Consider the following 20,613-nt stretch of genomic DNA (forward strand, 5'->3'; position numbering starts at 1 on the left):
ATTAATATTGTTAACTGGTGAACGATATTGAAGGAATTGTTAACGAATAAACAAAAACAAGGCAGGCGGTTTGACATGAGACCAATGAAATTAAATGCTTCTTTCATTATGTATTTTGTGTGTATCAGCGCCTTTTTCGCATCGTTGAATCAAAATATTTATTCACCCATCATTCCGTTAATCAGAGATTCGTTTCACGTTTCCGTATCGATGGTCAACCTGTCCGTCTCGCTGTTCATCTTCATTACAGCTGTGATGCAGATCATTGTCGGCTCAATTGTCGACTTTAAAGGATCGAGGTTTGTGATGATGGCGAGCATGATCGTAACGGTCATTGCTACAATCGGCTGCGCCGTCGCACGGGACTTTGGACTGTTTCTTTTTTTTAGGGTGCTGCAGGCTTTAGGGACGGCAGCGCTTCCATTAATTGCGGCAACCACAATCGGATCTCTGTTCCAGGGAACGAAGCGGGGCAGTGCGATGGGGACTTATCAAATGCTGCTTTCCCTTGCACCGGCAGCGGCGCCTATTCTCGGCGGTTTTATCGGGGAGCGCTATAATTATCCAGGAATTTTTTGGTTTTTGACAGTCTTGTCTGTTCTTTTGCTTTTCGGAAATGCGTTTTGCTTTCCGCAGAGCCATGCGGAGAAAAAGACCAGTCTCAGCGCGGGCAGCCTGTTGTCGCATTATAAGGATATTTTCAAAAACAGGACGGGAAATGCCGTTTTGATATTAAGCTATCTTCTTTTCTTTATTTATTTTTCAGTGATCGTATATTTGCCGATTTTGCTGACTGATCATTATCACCTTGATCTGCAGATCGTCGGCTTGCTGTATTTGCCGATAGCGGTCAGTACGGTTGCCGGCAGCGTGCTGTTTAAGTGGATACAAAAGAGATTGTCGCTCGGACGCCTGTTTCTGATCGGCAATCTGACCGCCGCGGCCAGCGTCGTCTGTTTTGGCTTTACCCACTCGTTTTCACTTTTCGCGTTGTCGGCGGCCCTCGTTCTTTTCGGCGTCACGATGGGGCTGATCCCGCCGCTGTTCTCTACGATGATGGCAAATGAATTTGATGAGAACCGCGGCAGTGCGATGGGCATGTTTAATTTTATCAGGTATACGGGAATGGCCTGCGGTCCTGTTCTATCAGGCGTGTTATTAGGAATGTCATCTTCTGTTTTCGTTTTCGGCTGTTTCGGCATCGTCTATGCCGCGGCCGCCCTTTTGATGATCGCGATCATGCGGAAAGCAGCTCAGACAAAGACGCTGCAAGAACCAAACAAAAAAGCTGCCAGGTCTTAAAGCCGGGCAGCTTTTTTAATTACAGATCCGTTCTCCACATTTCTTCTTTCACTTGTCTTTTCTCAGACACAAAGGCGAACATCGTCAGCGTCAGTCCGCACATGGTCATAAGCGCACCGCCTGTGGCAAGGTATGTGTAGGACTCTGATGCATGAAGAATGAGTCCGCCGATCCATGCGCCGAGCGCGTTGGCCAAGTTAAATGCAGCGATGCTGACAGAGGTGGCGATCGTTGTTCCGTGTTCAGACGCAGCCACGACCTTTGTTTGCAAAAGGGGCACCGTTCCGAAAGCGCCGGCTCCGAATAAAAACGTCACGATGATGGCGCCGGCAGGGTGTCCGCTGACAAAAGGGAAGGCCGCAAGGATCGCCATGAGCGCGATCATCACGCCGATCATGGAGCGGGTTAACAGGTGAAACGGCACCTTTCCGGCGTAGAAATTGCCGACGACTCCGCCAAATCCGTAGGCGAAAAGGGCGGCTGTAATGCCGAGGCTGCCAAAACCGGCAGAATGCCGCAGCATCGGTTCAATAAATGTGTAGGCGATGAATACACCTGAATAGCCGAAAATTGTGATAGCAAAAGAGAAAAGAACTTGTTTATTTTTAAACACATCCCATTCATGGATCAATTTAGGGACGACTTTCGGTTTTCTGTGCGGCACCGTCAGCCAAATGCCGGCGAGGCCGATCAATCCGAGGAATGCGATCATCAGAAAAACGATCCGCCAGTTGAAAAGGTCGCCTAAATAAGAACCGAACGGAACGCCGAGCATCAGGGCGATGGTCAAGCCGCCGTTCATTGAAGCGGCAGCGGCGGCCCGCTTTTCGGGCGGTACCATTTCGCTGACGAACACCATCGTCGTTGCAAAAAATGCGCCATGAATGGAAGCGGATAGGATTCTTGAGATCAACAAAACGGTGAAGTTCGGCGCCAGGAAACTGAGCGCATTCGACAGTACAAACACACTCATCAAGCCGATCAATACCGGTTTTCGCGGCATTTTGACCGACAATATGGTGACGATCGGCCCCGTCAGACAAACGCTTGCCGCATATGCCGTTACCAATAAGCCAGTAGATGAAATCGGAACAGAGAGATCCTTTGAAATGGAAGTCAATATACCCATAACGACGTACTCTGTAAAGCCGATAGAAAATGTGCAAATCATAAAAATTGCGATGATCAGTTTGACTGGTGCGTGCAGTGTATTATTCATCCTGACCCCTCCTTTTAAAAAACATGAGTTTATATATTAAAAGATTAAAAGCCGATTTTCAACCGTTTGTTGTGGATCAATATGTTCCCAAAACGGTTAGCCGGCGGGACAAAAAGCGTCATCATCATGATGCCAGCGCTTTCTTAAAATCCGACATTTTATTTTCAAAGGTTAAAACATTCCACATTCCTGCCCCCCCTACGGCTGCCTGCTGTTGAGGGTTTTTTATTTATAGACCGATTGAAACAGCTCTATCATAAAATGGCTTCTGAAAAAAGCGCTTACAAAACAAAGCAAAATATGTTACTCTTTAAACAAACATATTCAAAAATAAACAAACAAAAACGGAGTGATACGTATGGTGGAATATTTATGGTCAGAAACTGAGACTGCATCGCTGCGTCCGGGTCTTGACGAACTCGTCTACCGTTCCAACCTGATCGGCTCTGACCGATCGGTCTGCAACTGGGGCGGGGGAAACACATCGATGAAAACGACGGAAAAGGATTTCAGGGGCAGGGACATCGAGGTGATGTGGGTGAAAGGCAGCGGCTCGGACTTGGCGACGATGTCAGCGGGCCAATTTACCGGGCTGAGGCTCGATGATATTCGTCCGCTGATGGAACGGAGCAGCATGACCGATGAAGAAATGACGGCATATTTGTCCCATTGCATGATGGACGGAAAGCACCCGCGGCCGTCGATCGAAACGCTTCTTCATGCTTTTTTGCCGTTTCCGCATGTCGATCACACCCACCCCGATGCGATCATCAGCATCTGCTGCGCTGATAATGGAAAAGAGATCGCAGAGGAGATATTCGGCAGCCGCTTTGTATGGGTGCCTTATGTCAGACCGGGCTTCGCTTTATCGAAGCTGATAGCAGAAGGTGTGAAAAACAACCCGAATGCAGAGCTTGTTTTAATGGAGAAGCACGGGCTCGTCACCTGGGGGGAAACGGCGAAAGAAAGCTATGATCAGACGATTGCTGTGATTCGCGAAGCGGAAGCATACATTAAAAGCCGTTCAGAAGATCATCAGCCGTTTGGCGGACAGATGGTCGAGCCGCTTGCACCGGAGGACCGGAAACGGATTTTAGCCGATATCTTGCCAATTATCCGCGGCGCTGTCAGCGGAGAGAAACGCATGCTGCTCACATGGTGCGATGCTGATGATGTACTCGAATTCACGAACAGCAGGCGCGCTCCATCGCTTTCACAGGTCGGCGCAGCATGTCCGGATCACCTTGTGCATACAAAGCGGACGCCTGCCTATATTCCGTGGAATCCCGCTGAACAGGACACAGAGAAGCTGGTCGAACGGATCAAAACCGAGATTGCTAGGTTTAAAGAATCGTATGCCGCCTATTTTCAAAGAAACCGGCATGAAGGAGACGAGATGTTTGAACCGGCGCCGCGCGTGATGCTAATCCCGGGAATCGGCATGGTGGCAGCAGGTAAAAGCCTGGCGATGGCAAAGGTCAGCCGAGATTTATATCGGCGGGCGATTGCTGTCATGAAGGGAACAGAAGTCCTTGGAAACTTTGTATCTCTAAATGAGGAAGAATCCTACAATGTCGAATATTGGCCGCTTGAGCTTTATAAATTAACGCTTGCTCCGCCGGAAGCCGAATTTTCCCGCAAGATCGCATTTGTGACGGGAGGAGCGGGCGGAATCGGCAGCGAGACCTGCCGCCGCCTTGCTTCAGAAGGTGCGCATGTTGCTGTTGCTGACATTAATATAGAAGGCGCAGAAAAAACAGCCGCAGAGATTAATGAACAATACGGTGCGGAACGAGCATCCGCCGTCCGCATGGATGTGACGAAAGAAGAGGACGTTCAGGCGGCATTCGAGGAAATCGTCCTTAATTACGGCGGGATCGACATTCTCGTCAACAACGCGGGGCTTGCGACATCCAGCCCGCTTGATGAAACGACTCTCGAAGAATGGAATTTGAATATGAATGTACTTGGAACAGGATATTTTCTCGTCGCCAGAGAAGCTTTTAAGCAAATGAAAAGACAGGGTTCAGGCGGCAGCATGGTGTTTATCGGCTCGAAAAATTCCGTTTATGCAGGCAAAAACGCTTCGGCATACAGCTCTGCAAAAGCGCTTGAGGTTCATTTGGCGAGATGCATCGCCGCTGAAGGCGGACCGTATGGAATCCGCGTGAATTCAGTGCTTCCGGATGCGGTGCTTCAAGGGTCGGCCATCTGGGACTCCAAGTGGCGCGAAGAAAGAGCCGCCGCCTACGGGATTGAACCCGATCGGCTTGAAGAGCATTACCGCAAACGTACGACTCTTTCCGTCAACATTTATCCCGCCGACATCGCCGAAGCGATCGCTTATTTCGCTTCAGAAAAAACGGCAAAAACGACGGGATGCATGCTGACGGTTGACGGGGGAGTGCCGGCCGCATTTTCAAGGTAATTGGAAAGGAACGGCTTCGGCCGTCCTTTCAGAAAACAAAGGGGGAAAAGGGAGATGAAGGGCGAGACCCACTGGATCATACCGGACGGTTTTATTCCTCCGGAAAGTTCCGGAAGCTTGACGAGCCATGAAGCCATTTGTGTTTTAAATTGCCATGAAGAAGACGCAAACCTTGCGATCACAGTATACTTTGAAGACCGTCCGCCGCTCGAAGGCATTCCCGAGACGGTTCAGGGCAAGAGAACGAAGCATATTCGCACAAGTTCTTTGCAACGAGCAGGAGAACGCATTCCTGAAAATGTTCCTTATGCGATCGAGATCGCAAGCGATGTACCTGTGATCGTCCAGTACAGCCGGCTGGACACAACCCAGCCGGAACTTGCGTTAATGTCAACCATGGCATATCCGTTAAAAACAAGGGGGAAGGGTGTACATGATGAATGACCGGGCTTACGCTTTATTTGAAGAACAGCAGAAAGACAGAGGCATCAGCCTTTCTGAAGTAAAGGAAAAATTGAAAGCGCTTAAAATCGAGACGCCTTCATGGGGATACGGGGACTCGGGCACGCGCTTCAAAGTGTTTCAGCAAGAGGGCGTACCGAGGGATCCATTTGAAAAAATGGAAGATGCATCAGTCGTTCACAAATTAACCGGAACTTGTCCTTCCGTCGCCATCCATATTCCGTGGGATCAAGTTGATGATTACGGAAAGCTGAAAGCGCACGCCGAGCAGCTTGGCCTTGCCGTCGGCGCCGTGAATCCGAACTTGTTCCAGGACGATGACTACAAATTCGGAAGCGTCACAAACGTTAAAGCGGACATTCGCCAAAAAGCGACTGAGCAATTGCTCGAATGCGTCGATATTGCAAAACAAACAGGATCCAAGGAAATCAGCCTCTGGCTTGCCGACGGAACCAACTATCCCGGTCAGGGCGACATCAGAAAACGGAAAAACTGGATGTATGAGTGTCTGGCTGAAGTATACGAAGCGCTTGACGATGATATGCGGCTCTTGATTGAATACAAGTTTTTTGAGCCGGCATTTTATCATACAGACCTGGCGGATTGGGGGATGGCTTACAATTTGGCGCAAAAGCTCGGGCCGAAGGCTGAGGTGCTCGTCGACACCGGCCACCATCCCCAAGGGACGAACATCGAGCACATTGTCGCTTATTTGCTTGACGAAAAACGTCTCGGAGGCTTTCATTTCAACAGCCGCAAATACGCTGATGACGATTTGATCGCAGGCGCGCACAACCCGTACGAACTGTTTCTCATTTTTTATCAAATTTTGGACGCCTGCCGCGATTCCGACCCGAATGTCCGGAAGACGGCCGAACATATTTCGTATATGCTTGATCAATGCCATAATCTCGAACCTAAAATCCCGGCTGTACTGCGCTCGGTCATGAATGTGCAGACTCAATTTGCAAAAGCGCTTTTGATCAACTTCGATGAAGTGAAGAAAGCGCAGGAAAATCATGACGTTCTTGCCGCAGAGGCTGCGATCCGCGAAGCATTTGAAATTGACGTCAAACCGCTCCTTTACGCCGTGCGGGAGGAAATGAACGTCCCGCCTGATCCGCTCAAAGCTTATGCGGAAAGCGGGTATGCGGAGAAAATACTGGCACGCGGCAAAGGCGGTGCAAGCTGGTGACGATTCTCGCTTTTGATCTTGGTGCGTCGAGCGGCAGAGCTTATGCAGGTCATGTGGACGGCGGTCTGATCAAAGCGGAGGAAATTCACCGTTTTCCAAATCAGCCCGTTCAGGCGGGAAAACACCTTTATTGGGACATTCTCAGGCTTTATCATGAAATCAAACAAGGCATTTTAAAGGCGAAAAACGGCTGCGGACGAATCAGCTGTATCGGAATCGATTCATGGGCGGTTGATGTCGGCTTTCTCGATTGTAACGGAGAGCTGTTGGGGAACCCTTATCATTACCGAGACCCTTACACGGACGGAATGATGATGGAGGTGCTGAATGAAATCGGAAAAGAAGAGCTGTTTTCAAGAACCGGTATTCAACTTTTGCCGTTCAACACCATCTTTCAGCTCCGGGCACTGAAAAAAGCGAATTCTCCGCTGTTGGAACACGCTGAAACGCTTTTAATGATTCCTGATTTGCTGCGCTATTTTTTAACGGGCGAGAAAAAAAGCGAGTTTACAAATGCGACGACAACTCAGCTGTTCAACCCGAAAACGTCAGATTGGGATTGGGAGCTCATCAGCCTTATGGGACTCCCGGCCAATATTTTTCCGAAGGATATAGCAAAGCCAGGAAGCGAAGCGGGGAGGCTGTCACAATCAGTGTGCAGCGAATTGTCGGTGCCTGCCGTACCGGTCATTGCCGTCGGCGAACATGACACGGCTTCTGCAGTTGTCGGCGTTCCCGCTGAAACGGAAGACTTTGCATATTTGATTTGCGGCACCTGGTCGCTGATTGGAACTGAACTTGACACTCCGCTGATGTCAAAACAGGCGCTCGATTGGAATTTTACAAATGAGGGCAGTGCCGGCGGTACATTCCGCTTTTTAAAAAACATTATGGGATTGTGGCTGTTCCAGCGCTGTCAGGCGGATTGGGAAAAAGACGGGATCAGCTATTCGAGCGTCGAGCTTGTCAAACTTGCCGGACAGTCGGAAGCATTCAGGTCGGCGGTTGACCCGGATGACCCGGTGTTTCTTAATCCCGTGCATATGCCTGAGGCGATCAGGGAGTATTGCCGTGCAACTGGGCAGCACGTGCCGGAAACGCCCGGACAGATGATCCGCTGCGTGCTGGAAAGCCTTGCGTTTAAATACCGGTTTACCCTTGAACGGATTGAAACATTGACAGGAAAAGAATATGACGGACTTCACATGGCGGGCGGAGGGATTCGAAATGAACTGCTGTGCCAATACACGGCGAATGTACTGGCCAGAAATGTATGGGCCGGACCGTCAGAGGCGAGCGCCATCGGCAACATTGCCGTACAGGCCATCGCACTCGACATGTTTTGGGATATTCAAAGCGCCCGAAAAGCGATCAGGACTTCCTTCCCTCAAAAAACGTATGTACCGGAAGATACAGAAGCGTGGGAGGCGGCATACCGCCGCTATACAAGTCAGATTCTCGGCGCCGCTTCCCGCTGAAAACATTTCCTGTATCGGCGCTGATGCGCTATCATGAAAGTAACAGTGACTTTTACCAAAAAAGGAAGGAAGTAAACGGATGCTTGTAGCTGAAAGACACCAAAAAATCGTCGAGCTTGTCAATCTGCGCTCGAGCGTACGCGTCACAGAACTGAGCGAGCTTTTTTCCGTCACGGAAGAAACGATCAGGCGCGATTTGGAAAAGCTTGAGAAGGAAAATAAGCTGAAAAGAAGTCATGGCGGCGCTGTCAGCGTACAGACCGAAGAAGCGGAGGTGCATTTTCGCGAGCGCGAAATTACAAACGTAAACGAAAAAAAGATGATTGCATTTGAAGCCGTTAAGCACGTGAAAAGCGGGGAACGAATAATTCTTGACGCCAGCACGACGGCATGGTACATGGCAAAAGCGCTTGAAAACATCCCGCTGACCGTCATCACCAATTCAGTCAGAGTCGCGATTGAACTCAGCAAAAAAGAAAAGGTGACGGTCATTTCAACCGGCGGGATGCTGCTGCCGCAATCGATGTCATATGTCGGTCCTTTGGCTGAGCGCTCCCTTGATATGTATCACGTCAACAAAACATTTCTATCTTGCAAAGGCGTCGACCCTGCGAGCGGTTTGAGCGATTCAAACGAAATGCAGGCGCTGTTGAAAAAACGGATGATCGAGATTGCGGACGAAACGATCTTGATGGCGGACAGCAGCAAATTCGGGACCCGTGCTTTCTCGCAAATCGACCGCCTTCATAACGGATACAGGATCATCACAGATTCAGGAATTGACAAAGCAAACCTTGCCCTCTTGAAAGACATTACAGAGACCATCACGATCGTCGGCTGAAACCAAGCTTTTCAAGCACTTGATTTTAAAATCAGGCGCAAATGGGATAAAATAGAAGAGTGAAAAAGGAAAGGAGATGTTTTTGATGGCGAAAAAGATTTTGATCGTAACGGGCGACGCAGTTGAAGCGCTGGAAGTGTATTATCCTTATTACCGCTGTCTTGAAGAGGGCTATGAAACGACGATCGCCGCACCGAAAAAGAAAAAGATTCATACGGTTGTTCATGACTTTCTGGATTGGGATACATACACCGAAAAGCCGGGCTATTTAATTGACGCGCATGCTTCATTTGATGAGATTGATCCGTCCGAATACGACGGCATCATCATTCCGGGCGGACGCGCGCCGGAATTTATCCGGATGTACGATTCCCTGCTGAAAATTGTTGCTCATTTCTTTGAGGAAAATAAACCGGTCGGCGCGATTTGTCACGCGAGCCTGATTTTCACAAGCCTGAGAGAACATCTGAAAGGTCGGGAGCTGACGGCTTACATCGCCTGCAAACCGGAAGTCGAAGCAGCGGGCGCGACTTATGTAGAGGAGAAGCTTCATGTCGACGCCAACCTGGTCTCAGGCCATGACTGGTCCAATCTGCCGGAGTTTATGAGAGAATTTTTTAAAGCGTTAAACAAATAATATGCAGGGACGACCCCGCAGAAAATTGGGGTTGTCTCTTTTTTTTAGACATGTTTCGCTTCGCATTTTATAATGGTACAAACGGGTAACTTGGACAAAATATAATGGAAAGAGAGGTGCTCCGATGTCAGCAGATCATCATGAACACACATTAAATCCCAAAAGTTCTAAAGGAAAAGAACAAATCACAAACCGTTTAAAGCGGATTGAAGGGCAGGTCAGAGGCATTCAAAACATGATCGAAAATGACCGCTACTGCGTCGATATTCTTGTTCAAATCTCAGCTGTGCAAGCCGCGATGCAAAAGGTGGCTTTCAGCCTGCTTGAAGATCATACCCACCATTGTGTCGCAAACGCGATTAAAAGCGGTGAAGGCGAAGAGGCCATCGAGGAGCTGCTTGATGTGTTTAAGCGTTTTTCAAAGTCGTGAACGAAAAAAGGGAAAATCGTTTTCTTGAAATACCCTACAGGGGTATGGTAATATAAAACCGATCAATATCATCAAACCATAGGAGGTTTTCAATATGGAACAAAAAACACTGAAAGTCGAAGGCATGTCTTGCAACCACTGTGTTCAGGCAGTAGAAGGAAACGTCGGAAAGCTTGGCGGAGTAGAGTCCGTTAAAGTGAATTTAAGCGAGGGCAAGGTCGAAGTTTCGTTTGATTCAGGCAAAGTATCGCTGAAAGAAATCATCGATACGATCGAAGATCAGGGGTATGATGTCGCAGGCTAATGTATACCTATAAGGGGTATATAAGGAGTGAAGGATATGGACGGACAAAAAGAAGCCACCCTCCAAATCTCTGGCATGACCTGCGCCGCCTGTGCGGCGCGGATCGAGAAAGGGTTGAAAAGGCTTGACGGCGTTCAGGACGCAAATGTGAACTTGGCGCTGGAAAAATCAAAAATCGTTTATGATCCGGGGCAAATCGAAGTCGGACAGCTGGCTGAAAAAGTCGAATCGCTCGGCTATCAAGTTCCAGCGGAAAAAGCCGAATTCGCAATTTCCGGCATGACGTGTGCGGCTTGCGCCAACCGGGTTGAAAAGCGCCTCAACAAGCTGCCGGGCGTCAAAAACGCCGCCGTCAACTTTGCCATAGAGACTGCGGCAGTCGACTATCATACCGGTGCGGTTTCGCCGGAGGAAATGATCGAAGCCGTTGAAAAGCTCGGCTACAAGCTCGAGCTGAAAAAAGACCAAACTGCGGATGGAGCGGCGGAACAAAGAGAAAAAGGCATTCAGCGTCAAACCGGCAAGTTTATTTTTTCGGCCATTTTATCTTTTCCGCTGCTCTGGGCAATGGTCAGCCATTTCAAATTCACGTCATTTATATGGCTGCCGGGGATGTTCATGGATCCCTGGGTTCAGTTCGCGTTGGCGACACCGGTTCAGTTTATCGTCGGGAAACAGTTTTACACAGGGGCTTATAAAGCGCTTCGGAACAAAAGTGCGAACATGGATGTGCTGGTCGCTCTCGGCACGTCTGCCGCGTATTTCTACAGCTTGTATTTAAGCATTGAAAGCCTCGGCACGAACCGGCATCCGGACGGACTTTATTATGAAACAAGCGCCATCCTCTTAACCTTGATCATTTTAGGAAAGCTGTTTGAAGCGAAAGCGAAAGGGCGCTCATCCGAAGCGATCAAAAAGCTGATGGGGCTGCAGGCAAAGACGGCGACCGTCGTCAGAAACGGCGAAGAGATGACCGTGCCGATTGAAAACGTATTGGCAGGCGACATCATGTACGTGAAGCCCGGTGAAAAAGTACCGGCAGACGGAGAGATTGTCGAAGGACGTTCTGCGCTGGATGAATCAATGATCACCGGTGAAAGCATCCCTGTTGATAAGACGGTTGGAGATCCGGTTATCGGTGCTACAATCAATAAAAATGGATTTTTAAAAGTAAGAGCAGAAAAAGTAGGCAAAGATACTGCGCTGGCGCAGATTATAAAAGTCGTGGAAGAGGCGCAAGGTTCAAAAGCTCCGATTCAACGGCTCGCAGACCGGATTTCCGGGGTTTTTGTGCCGATTGTCGTGGCGATCGCAGTCATCACATTTTTCTTCTGGTATTTGGCGGTTAGCCCCGGTGAATTCGGCACGGCGCTGGAAAAGCTGATTGCGGTGCTTGTGATCGCATGTCCGTGTGCGCTCGGTTTGGCAACACCGACTTCGATCATGGCCGGATCGGGCCGTGCGGCTGAATTCGGAATTTTATTCAAAGGCGGCGAACATTTGGAGACGGCTCACCGCTTGGAGACGATCGTGCTTGACAAGACGGGGACGGTCACAAATGGAAAGCCTCAGCTCACAGATGTGCGCACTGAACCATGGATCGATGAAACATCGTTTCTCAAGCTTATCGGTGCTGCGGAAAAAAACTCTGAACATCCGCTTGCTGAAGCCATTGTCGAAGGCGTTAAAAAGAGAGAGATAGAACCGGCCTCCGCAGACAGCTTTGAAGCGATACCCGGTTATGGTATCGAAGCCGCAGTCAATGAAAAACGGATTTTGATCGGCACAAGACGGCTGATGGAAAGCCGTGATATTGACATTCAAGAGGCGCACAGCGAAATGGAGAAATTTGAAACACAAGGAAAGACGGCGATGCTTGCCGCCATCGACGGTCGGTTTGCCGGGCTGATCGCCGTCGCCGATACGATAAAAGACACGTCGAAGAGAGCGGTGAAAAGGCTGCATGATATGGGGCTTGAAGTCGTCATGATCACCGGAGACAACCGGCGGACGGCAGAAGCGATTGCTGCTGAAGCCGGCATTCAGCATGTCATTGCAGAAGTCCTGCCTGAAGGAAAAGCAGATGAAGTGAAGAAAATCCAGGCAAAAGGCAAAAAAGTCGCGATGGTCGGCGACGGCATCAATGATGCGCCGGCACTGGCGGCAGCCGATACCGGAATGGCGATCGGAACGGGGACTGACGTCGCCATGGAAGCCGCCGATATCACCTTGATCCGCGGCGATTTAAACAGCATCGCCGATGCGATCCTCATGAGCAGGCTGACGATCAAAAACATTAAACAAAACCTTTTCTGGGCGTTTGCCTACAACAGCATCGGCATTCCGTTCGCGGCCGTCGGGCTTTTGGCCCCGTGGATCGCAGGTGCCGCGATGGCGTTCAGTTCGGTCTCGGTCGTTCTGAATGCACTCAGGCTGCAAAAGGTGAAGCTTGATTGGAGGAATCCGTCTTGAAGGATAAAACAGTTCTCGTTTGGACGGTTTCGGCGGTTGTTTATGTAGGAATTGTCATGCTCGTATACAGCATATTGGCCGCTCAGGAACCGATACCGGATGAAAAGCCTCATGACGGTCATGCTTTAGAAGAGCATGCCAAATGATTTGAAAAGGCCGGATGTTAAAGAACATCCGGCTTTTTGCATTAGTATCTGTTATTGCTCATACACATCAAAATCTTTTCCTGAACGATTTCTTTCATGGCTTCTTTGGCGGGGGCCATATATTTTCTTGGATCGCTTGCATCAGTGTGTTCATGCAGATAACGGCGCAGTTTATCTGAAAAAGGAATTTTTAATTCAGTCGCGATATTTACTTTTGCACAGCCGAGCTTGATGCACTTTCTTACATCTTCTTGCGGAATTCCTGAGGCGCCGTGCAGGACAAGCGGAACTGAAACCCGTTTTTGAATCGCGGCCAGCCGGTCAAAATCGATATTGGGTTCTTTTGAGTAAAGCCCGTGGGCTGTACCGATTGCCACCGCAAGCGAATCGATTCCGGTTTTCTCGACGAACTCTTTTGCTGCATCCGGATCGGTGTAATAAGCGTCGGCTTCATCCACGATTAAATCATCTTCCTGTCCGCCGAGCCTTCCGAGCTCGGCTTCTACAGTGGCATCTTTTTGCCGGGCATATTGTACGACGCTCGCTACAATTGCGGTATTTTCGGCAAATGGATGGTGCGAAGCATCAATCATCACCGATTTTGTCCCTAATGATAAAGACTCGCGAATATCATCAATCTCTTCATGATGATCGAGATGGAGGGCGACCGGGATTGAACAGCGCGCTGCGGCCGTTTCTGCAATCGCTTGAATATAGTCGCGGCCTGCATAGCTGAAGGTTCCGGGAGTAGCCGCAAGAATCACGGGGGACCTTAGGGCTTCAGCCGCTTCTGTCACGGCTTGCACGGTTTCCAGGTTGTGAATGTTAAAGGCCGGTACCGCATAGCCGTTTGTCTGTGCGTCCAACAGCATTTTCTTCGTATTTGTCAGCATATCGATTCCTTCTTTCTGATCAAAATTAGGATATATAGCTCGAAAAGGTGTTCAGAATGTCGTCAGGACTCGAGGCTTTAAGCAGCTGCTGCCTCGCATCTTCGTGAACAAGCATGCGAGACACCGATGATAATAGATTGAGATGTGTGCTGCCTGCCTCGGCATCTGGTATCAATAAAGCAATGATAAATGTGACAGGGTTTTGATCAAGCGCGTTCCATTCGATGCCCATCTGGTTTTGAATGATGATGACAGATGCTTCTGTGATGTCCTTCAGTTTTGCATGGGGAATGGCAAAGCCTTCAATGAAGCCGGTCGTACTTTCAGCCTCTCTTTGTGCCAATCCGTGTATGACCGCTTGTTTTGTTGGGGCGGCTCCCGATTCATATGCGACCTGAGCCACCCGGTCAAATGCTTCCGCTTGGGAAGATAACGTTTCTTGAAGATAGATGTGCTCTTTTTTGATTAAAGCTGTTGTGCCCATGTTTGATCAGCCTTTCTGTTTTTCATATGTCCGTTTTTGATAAAAACCGTATAAGAAGGCGCCGATAAGCGATCCGATGATAATCGACAACACCCATTGAAAGGCTCCTGTGACAACGGGAAGTACAAGGAATCCGCCGTGCGGGGCAGGTACTTGAACTGCGAATGAGTATGTTAATATCGCCGATATCGAAGAGCCGATCATCAAAATCGGAATGACAGGGATCGGTTTTTTTGCGGCGAACGGGATAGCACCTTCGGTAATATGAGTGGCGCCGAGAATAAAATTGACAAGCCCTGCATTTCGGTCCTGCTGGCTGAAATATTTGCGGAAAAGCAAAGTGGCAAACGCAATGACGAGCGGCGGTGTGATGCACGCGGCGGAAACGCCTGCCATGAAATATTGGTTCCCTTCAGCGAGAAGAGCAGTGCCGGTGACATAAGCGGCTTTATTGACCGGACCGCCCATGTCAAATGCGCTCATACAGCCGATAATCAAGCCGAGAATGACGGGATTCGCTCCTTGAAAATCGGCTAAAAAGTCCTTCATCCCTTCATTGATGGCCGTCATCGGCTCCACGAGGAAAAACATGACCGCACCGATCAGAAAAATGCCGATAACCGGATAAAGAAAAATTGCTTTTAGCCCTTCAAGGGATTGAGGCATTTTTTTAAGTGCATACGAGAGACCGTAAATGATCAGTCCCGCCAAAAAACCGGATACGATGCCGCCCAGAAAACCCGCTCCCCCTGTACTGGCGATCATGCCGCCGATAAACCCGACAATCAGGCCGGGACGTTTGGCCATTGAAGCGGCGATATAGGCGGATAAAATCGGAACCATCAGCTGGAAGCCGAATGCGCCCGTTTTATTCAGCAATTCGGCAAAAGCGTTGTAGCTTGGATGTTCAGGATCTGCTGAATGGATGCCGAATAAAAAGGAAAGTGCAATTAAAACCCCTCCGCCGACGACAAATGGGAGCATGTGGGAAACCCCGTTCATCAAATGTTTATATATTTTACGGCCGATGGAAGCGGCTTCGCCTGTTTGGGGTTCATCCTCTGTTTTTGCCGCTGTTTGTTCGCGGTAAATCGGCGCTTCGCCGTTCATCAGCGCCCGAATTAAAGATTCCGCATCTCGGATGCCCCGCGCAACCGGGACGTCAAGGACGCGTTTGCCTGCAAAACGCTCGGCGCCTACATCTTTGTCAGCCGCGACAATGACTCCGTCGGCTTGTTTAATGTCCTCTGGCGATAGTTCGTTTTGAACGCCGATTTGTCCGTGTGTTTCGACTTTGATTTCTACACCCAGTTTGGCGGCGGCCTGTTTTAAGGCCTCTTCAGCCATAAATGTATGGGCAATGCCTGTTGGACAGCCGGTTGCCGCGATGATTTTGAACTTTTTCATAAGAAAACCCCCTTTATAAATGAGTGATTTGAATTTGTGAAGCTGTTTGATCGAGTTTGGACACATCTCCGAGGCCTTTCGAGAAAGCCGTCAAGGATCCGGCGGCAGAGGCGTGTCTGAGTGCTTCAGGAACAGAACAGCCGAGCTCTTGTTTTCCGACGAACACGGCAAGCATGGCATCGCCGGCACACGCAGTATTGACAACTTTGCCTTTGGCGGCGGTCGCTTTTAAGGTTCTTTGGCGGTCCAAATAAAGGGCGCCGTCTTTGCCGCGTGAGATGAGAACCCTTTGAGCGCCGCGATTGAGGAGCTCCTTTCCGTAGTGGATGATTTCTTCTTCAGACAGCGCTTTCTTCCGGCTGAAAAAAGCGGCAAGCTCCTGTTCATTCGGTTTAATCAGGTAAGGATGGTATGAAAGACAATCTAATAGGACGGGAGAACTGATATCCAAGATCAATTTCAGTTTGTTTTCGGCGGCAATCTCGGAAAGCGAAAGGTACATGTCATCGGGGACTCCTCTCGGAAGACTGCCTGAAACAAATAAAAAGCGGCCGGACGGAATTTGACGGATTTTGTTGATCAGCTCCTGTTTTCGGCCTTCAGATATGAGCGGACCTTTGTTTACGATTTTGAATTCCCGGGTGGCATTAATAAAAATATTAATCCGTGATATGCCTTCGACTTCGACAAAGTCTGTGACGATGTTTTCACTCAGCAGTTCATTTTCAATAAAACGCCCGGTAAATCCGCCTGTAAATCCAAGCGCGGTATTGTTAAGGCCGAGGCGCTTAAGCATAAAAGAAATATTGACACCTTTTCCGTTTGGCTGATAATCTTCATCTTTAGTGCGGTTGACGACATCGGGAAGCAGCTCGTCGGTTTCAACGAATAAGTCGACCGCGGTATTCATCGTGCATGTATAGATCATGCTGTATCCCCCCTTTATCTGTGGCTTCACAGACATTATGTCACAGATAAAAGGGGGGATGTTTACAGGTTGTGTAAAGGTTTTCAGCTATGAGCGGTGCGGATGACGTATGAGTCCAGCATGATGCGGGAGAGGACTTGCAGAGGGAGGCGCGAGCGGACTTCATAATCGGGAAAAAATGATTGTTCACCTTTAAACCCGACCAGTACGATCTCTGATAACTTCGCAAGACGCGAATCGATCCTTGTTGTTAATGTAATGGTGGAAATGGCTTGCAATTTGAAATTTTGAGCGGCTTCAACAAGCTCCTCTGTCTCGCCGTTCAGGGAAACAAAAAGGCCGAGGTCTTTTTTTGCCAGTGTTTTTGACTTGCCTCTGATAATATTCGGGTCGCTGTGCATCTCGCAGTTTTTGCCGAGCAGCTGAAGCTTGATCGTCATCTCGGTCCCAATCATTTCAGACAATCCCCTTGCGAAAATGTAAACTTTTTCGGCATTGCTGATTTTTTGAATGGCATCTTCGATCAACCCGATATCAAGCATTTTAATCGTATCCAGAACTTCTCTTTCATTCTTGAGCACGGCCTGTTTAATTTGGCTGTCGATATCATCCATCAGCGGAGCGTGGCCGAGGTGGTGTTTTTCTTTTAATGCGTACTTAAAAGAAGTGTAGCCGTCATAACCGAGCTTTTTCATTAACCTGACAATCGTGGCTGTTGAAACATTTGCATCCTCGCTTAATTTTACAATCGATAAAGTGGCGATGACATCTAAGTGCTGATAAATGTACTCGAGCAAATGCCGTTCTGAATCGCTGAGCGACTGATATGTGTCAGAAGTCATTTGAAACACGCTGTCTTTCATATTAAAACCCCCTTTTATAGTCATATTGTATCAGTTTAGCAAGGGGGGAGGAGAAAAAATAAACGTTTCCGACATAAAAATATCCGGCCCGAGAGCCGGATATTTCAAGTTAAGAAGCGATTTTTCTGCATGCTTCCGCACATGCAAAGCAGCTTTCAGCGCAAAGCTGGCAGTGGTCATGCTTGTGCAGGCTGCATTCATTGCCGCAAGCTTCGCAAACCTTTGCGCAAAGCTGGCAAATGTCTTCGGCATACGGGCTGTTGCGCGTCATGGCTTGAAGTGCGAATCCGCACATCTCCGCGCATTCCCGGTCAAGTCGGATGCATTCGGCCATCATCCCCGCGTCTTCTTCCATCAGACATTTGTCAAAGCAGTGATTGCATGCTTCAAGGCATTCCCGGCAGGCTTTGATGCATTCCTCGTATACAGATTTCACGAAATACACTCCTTTTTTCTGCGTTTTCCCTTCGTTGTACCCTGCTTTAAAATCGGGAAAACATGCGAAAAAAACTGCTGTACAGGATGTACAGCAGTTTTTGGTTATTCGGCGAGACCTTGATGGATCCGGTCAAGGTTTTCTTTCATCATCTTATAATAGGAATCTCCCGCTTCACCGGGCTTTCCGATCGAATCGGTGAAGACTTTTGCTTTAATCGGCACGCCCGTTTCCGCTGACAGGCTTTCCATGCTCCGCGGGTCAACGCTTGTCTCCACAAATAAGGCCGGAACTTCCTTTTTCTTCACCGTGTCGACGATTTTTTTCATCTGACCGGGAGTTCCTTCATTTTCGGTATTGATTTCCCAAATATACTGCGCGTCGACGCCGTAGGCCGAAGCGAAATATTTAAAAGCTCCTTCGCTCGTCACAAGGACGCGGCGCTCTTTCGGTATATCTTTAAAGCGGTTCACCGCTTCATTATGAAGCTTTTGCAGCTTGCCGATATAGGCTTCAGCGTTTTTCTCGTAATCTTCTTTATGGTCGGGATCGTTTTTGATCAGCGCATCTCTCGCGTTTTTGGCATATTGAATCCCGTTTTCTATATCGAGCCATGCATGGGGATCTTCTTCCGTTTCTTTACCTTTGGCAGTGAGATGCTTTGGCTTGACCCCTTTGCTCAGCTTGTAGACAGGGGCGTCATCGCCGTCTTTTTCAGCTGTTTCCAGCAGCTTGTTAAACCAGCCGTTTCCTGTCTCCAAATTCAGGCCGTTGTAAAAGATGACATCGGCGTCCGTCGTTTTTTGCACGTCTTTTGGCAGCGGGTCGTATTCGTGCGGGTCTGTTCCAACAGGTACAATGCTGTATAAATCGATGTGATCTCCTCCGACTTGTTTGACGATGTCATAGAGAATGGAGTAGGTGGTGACGACCTTCAGCTTTCCGTTTTCTTCACTGCTGCTTTTCGATGAGCAGCCGGCGGCGAGAACAAGAATCAATGCCGCCGCAATGGCTAATGTTTGCTTCCATTTCATGTTTTGTGTTCCCCCTTTATATTGTGGATTATTGAAGTGCTGCCCGCTTTCTTCTTGATTTCAAAGCTCTCCAAAGCACGCCTTGTTTCGGTGAAAATGTAAAGGAAAGTCCGAACAAAATCGTAGCCACGAGCACGATCGCCGCTCCTGAGGAGAGGTTGTACGTATAGCTTAATCCAAGACCGACGACCGCTGACAAAGCGCCGAGGAAAGCGGACAAATAGATCATCACCCACAGCCGGTCCGTTAATAAATAAGCGGTTGCGGCAGGCGTGATCAGCATCGCGACGACGAGGATAATGCCGACGGTCTGAAGCGATGCGACCGTGACCATCGTTAAAAGCGTCATTAAAAAGTAGTGAATCAGCCGGTTCGGCAAGCCGTAGACGGCCGCCATCGTCGGGTCGAAAGAGGTGATGAGCAGCTCTTTGTAAAACAAAAAGACGGCGGTAAGAATCATGACTCCGATGACGAGCGTGATCCACATGTCGGATGAACGAACGGCCAGCACATTTCCGAATAAGATGTGGTACAGATCGCTTGAGCTTTTGACAAGCGTGATCAAAATGATCCCGACGGCGAAAAAGGCTGTGAAGACGATACCGATGGCCGAATCGTTTTTAATCCGGCTGTTTTGGCTGACATAGCCGATTCCGAGAGCCGTCAGGATGCCCGTAAAGACGGCGCCGAAGAAAAAATTGACGCCGAGCATATAAGAGATGGCGACGCCGGGAAGGACCGCGTGTGAAATCGCATCTCCCATCAGCGCCATTCCCCTGAGAATGATAAAGCAGCCGATGACGCCGCAAATGATGCCCACCATAATCGATGTGAACAGCGATTTTTGCAGAAACGAATATTCCATCAAACCATGGATAAATTCCATCACATCGCACCCCTTTTCGATTGCAGGAACGGAAGCTGAGATTCGTAGGCTTTCATCATCACGTCGGGATTGAGGATGTCGGAGACCAGGCCTTTTTGAATCAGCTCTTTGTTCAGCAAAATTAATTCATTGAAATAGCTGTCCGCTTTGCTCAAATCGTGATGGACGACAAGAACGGTTTTTCCTTCATCACGAAGTTCCTTTAAGATGCTGACGATCATTTCTTCACTCGTCACATCAATTCCGACGAACGGTTCGTCAAGACAGAACAGCTCTGCTTTTTGGGCGAGCGCCCGGGCGAGAAAAACGCGCTGCTGCTGCCCGCCTGACAGTTCACCGATCTGGCGCTTGGCGTATGCTTCCATCCCGACTTTTTCAAGACAGTGATATGCCCATTCTTTATCGCGTTTTTTCGGACGTCTGAAAAGGCCGAGTTCAGGATACGTGCCGAGGATGACGGTGTCGAGCACATTGATCGGGAACGTCCAATCCATATCATTCCGCTGCGGAACATAGGCGATTTGCTTGCGTACATGTTTGAGCGGTTTTCCGAGCAGACGGACGTCGCCTTTATCTTTTGGAATCAATTGGAGCATGGCTTTTAACAGTGTTGATTTTCCTGCGCCGTTCGGTCCGATAACGCCCGCCATCATTCCTTGATCAAGCGAGAAATTGATATTGCGAAGCGCTTCTGCGCCGTGATAAGAAACATATAAATCTTTTACAGTAATCGCGGGTTTCATAGGTTCATTAACCCCTTTCTATGTC

The 20,613-nt window shown here is 48.9% G+C and carries 21 protein-coding genes; 11 read left to right on the forward strand and 10 right to left on the reverse strand.

Going from position 1 to position 20,613, the window contains the following annotated elements; translation table 11 throughout:
• Positions 1-75: 75 nt before the first annotated feature.
• A complete protein-coding gene (locus ACH97_RS00760; RefSeq protein ID WP_020452963.1) occupies positions 76-1,302 on the forward strand; it encodes an MFS transporter in 1,227 nt (408 codons plus the stop codon).
• Between the two features lie 19 nt (positions 1,303-1,321).
• On the opposite strand, the gene ACH97_RS00765 is transcribed toward ACH97_RS00760, so the two are convergent.
• A complete protein-coding gene (locus ACH97_RS00765; protein ID WP_020452962.1) occupies positions 1,322-2,521 on the reverse strand; it encodes an MFS transporter in 1,200 nt (399 codons plus the stop codon).
• A gap of 358 nt (positions 2,522-2,879) precedes the next feature.
• Here ACH97_RS00765 and ACH97_RS00770 point away from each other — a divergent pair, with 358 nt between their 5' ends.
• From ACH97_RS00770 to ACH97_RS23660, 10 genes are all read left to right on the forward strand, one after another.
• Positions 2,880-4,949, forward strand: coding sequence for a bifunctional rhamnulose-1-phosphate aldolase/short-chain dehydrogenase (locus ACH97_RS00770; protein WP_048350294.1), 2,070 nt, complete (start codon positions 2,880-2,882; stop codon positions 4,947-4,949).
• 54 nt (positions 4,950-5,003) lie between these two features.
• Positions 5,004-5,393 carry a sensory rhodopsin transducer gene (locus ACH97_RS00775; RefSeq protein WP_020452960.1) on the forward strand — a complete coding sequence of 130 codons (390 nt, stop codon included), beginning with the start codon at positions 5,004-5,006 and terminating at the stop codon, positions 5,391-5,393.
• Complete coding sequence (gene rhaI, locus ACH97_RS00780; RefSeq protein ID WP_020452959.1) at positions 5,386-6,606, forward strand: L-rhamnose isomerase; 1,221 nt, start codon at positions 5,386-5,388, stop codon at positions 6,604-6,606. Before ACH97_RS00775 ends, rhaI begins: the two co-directional genes overlap by 8 nt.
• Positions 6,603-8,084, forward strand: a complete 1,482-nt coding sequence (locus ACH97_RS00785) for a rhamnulokinase (protein WP_020452958.1) — start codon at positions 6,603-6,605, stop codon at positions 8,082-8,084. The genes rhaI and ACH97_RS00785 overlap by 4 nt, the downstream gene beginning before the upstream one ends.
• Positions 8,085-8,163: 79 nt before the next feature.
• Positions 8,164-8,925, forward strand: coding sequence for a DeoR/GlpR family DNA-binding transcription regulator (locus ACH97_RS00790; protein WP_020452957.1), 762 nt, complete (start codon positions 8,164-8,166; stop codon positions 8,923-8,925).
• Between the two features lie 85 nt (positions 8,926-9,010).
• Complete coding sequence (locus ACH97_RS00795) at positions 9,011-9,562, forward strand: DJ-1/PfpI family protein (protein WP_003185255.1); 552 nt, start codon at positions 9,011-9,013, stop codon at positions 9,560-9,562.
• A gap of 124 nt (positions 9,563-9,686) precedes the next feature.
• Positions 9,687-9,992 carry a copper-sensing transcriptional repressor CsoR gene (gene csoR, locus ACH97_RS00800; RefSeq protein WP_020452956.1) on the forward strand — a complete coding sequence of 102 codons (306 nt, stop codon included), beginning with the start codon at positions 9,687-9,689 and terminating at the stop codon, positions 9,990-9,992.
• 94 nt (positions 9,993-10,086) lie between these two features.
• The gene (gene copZ, locus ACH97_RS00805) at positions 10,087-10,296 is read left to right on the forward strand and encodes a copper chaperone CopZ (RefSeq protein ID WP_020452955.1); all 210 of its coding nucleotides are present in this window, start codon (positions 10,087-10,089) and stop codon (positions 10,294-10,296) included.
• A 36-nt stretch (positions 10,297-10,332) separates the two neighbouring features.
• The gene (locus ACH97_RS00810) at positions 10,333-12,768 is read left to right on the forward strand and encodes a heavy metal translocating P-type ATPase (protein WP_020452954.1); all 2,436 of its coding nucleotides are present in this window, start codon (positions 10,333-10,335) and stop codon (positions 12,766-12,768) included.
• A complete protein-coding gene (locus ACH97_RS23660) occupies positions 12,765-12,914 on the forward strand; it encodes a hypothetical protein (protein ID WP_023856286.1) in 150 nt (49 codons plus the stop codon). The genes ACH97_RS00810 and ACH97_RS23660 overlap by 4 nt, the downstream gene beginning before the upstream one ends.
• A gap of 41 nt (positions 12,915-12,955) precedes the next feature.
• On the opposite strand, the gene ACH97_RS00815 is transcribed toward ACH97_RS23660, so the two are convergent.
• From ACH97_RS00815 to ACH97_RS00855, 9 genes are all read right to left on the reverse strand, one after another.
• Complete coding sequence (locus ACH97_RS00815; RefSeq protein WP_020452953.1) at positions 12,956-13,807, reverse strand: tagatose bisphosphate family class II aldolase; 852 nt, start codon at positions 13,805-13,807, stop codon at positions 12,956-12,958.
• Between the two features lie 25 nt (positions 13,808-13,832).
• Positions 13,833-14,291 (reverse strand): PTS sugar transporter subunit IIA, encoded by a 459-nt coding sequence (locus ACH97_RS00820; RefSeq protein ID WP_020452952.1) that lies wholly within the window; start codon positions 14,289-14,291, stop codon positions 13,833-13,835.
• Between the two features lie 6 nt (positions 14,292-14,297).
• Positions 14,298-15,698: a PTS fructose transporter subunit IIC gene (locus tag ACH97_RS00825; protein WP_020452951.1), complete on the reverse strand. Its 1,401-nt coding sequence runs from the start codon at positions 15,696-15,698 to the stop codon at positions 14,298-14,300.
• 13 nt (positions 15,699-15,711) lie between these two features.
• Positions 15,712-16,626, reverse strand: a complete 915-nt coding sequence (gene pfkB / locus ACH97_RS00830) for a 1-phosphofructokinase (RefSeq protein ID WP_020452950.1) — start codon at positions 16,624-16,626, stop codon at positions 15,712-15,714.
• 83 nt (positions 16,627-16,709) lie between these two features.
• Positions 16,710-17,489 carry a MurR/RpiR family transcriptional regulator gene (locus ACH97_RS00835; protein ID WP_003185233.1) on the reverse strand — a complete coding sequence of 260 codons (780 nt, stop codon included), beginning with the start codon at positions 17,487-17,489 and terminating at the stop codon, positions 16,710-16,712.
• A 109-nt stretch (positions 17,490-17,598) separates the two neighbouring features.
• On the reverse strand, positions 17,599-17,925 hold the full coding sequence (locus ACH97_RS00840) for a four-helix bundle copper-binding protein (RefSeq protein ID WP_020452949.1): 327 nt from the start codon (positions 17,923-17,925) through the stop codon (positions 17,599-17,601).
• 104 nt (positions 17,926-18,029) lie between these two features.
• On the reverse strand, positions 18,030-18,959 hold the full coding sequence (locus ACH97_RS00845; RefSeq protein WP_020452948.1) for a metal ABC transporter substrate-binding protein: 930 nt from the start codon (positions 18,957-18,959) through the stop codon (positions 18,030-18,032).
• Between the two features lie 28 nt (positions 18,960-18,987).
• Entirely contained in the window at positions 18,988-19,845 is an 858-nt protein-coding gene (locus tag ACH97_RS00850) for a metal ABC transporter permease (protein ID WP_020452947.1), read from the reverse strand.
• Positions 19,845-20,588 (reverse strand): metal ABC transporter ATP-binding protein, encoded by a 744-nt coding sequence (locus ACH97_RS00855; protein ID WP_020452946.1) that lies wholly within the window; start codon positions 20,586-20,588, stop codon positions 19,845-19,847. The genes ACH97_RS00850 and ACH97_RS00855 overlap by 1 nt, the downstream gene beginning before the upstream one ends.
• Between the last annotated feature and the right edge of the window lie 25 nt (positions 20,589-20,613).

The organism is Bacillus paralicheniformis (assembly GCF_001042485.2).
Lineage (GTDB): Bacteria > Bacillota > Bacilli > Bacillales > Bacillaceae > Bacillus > Bacillus paralicheniformis.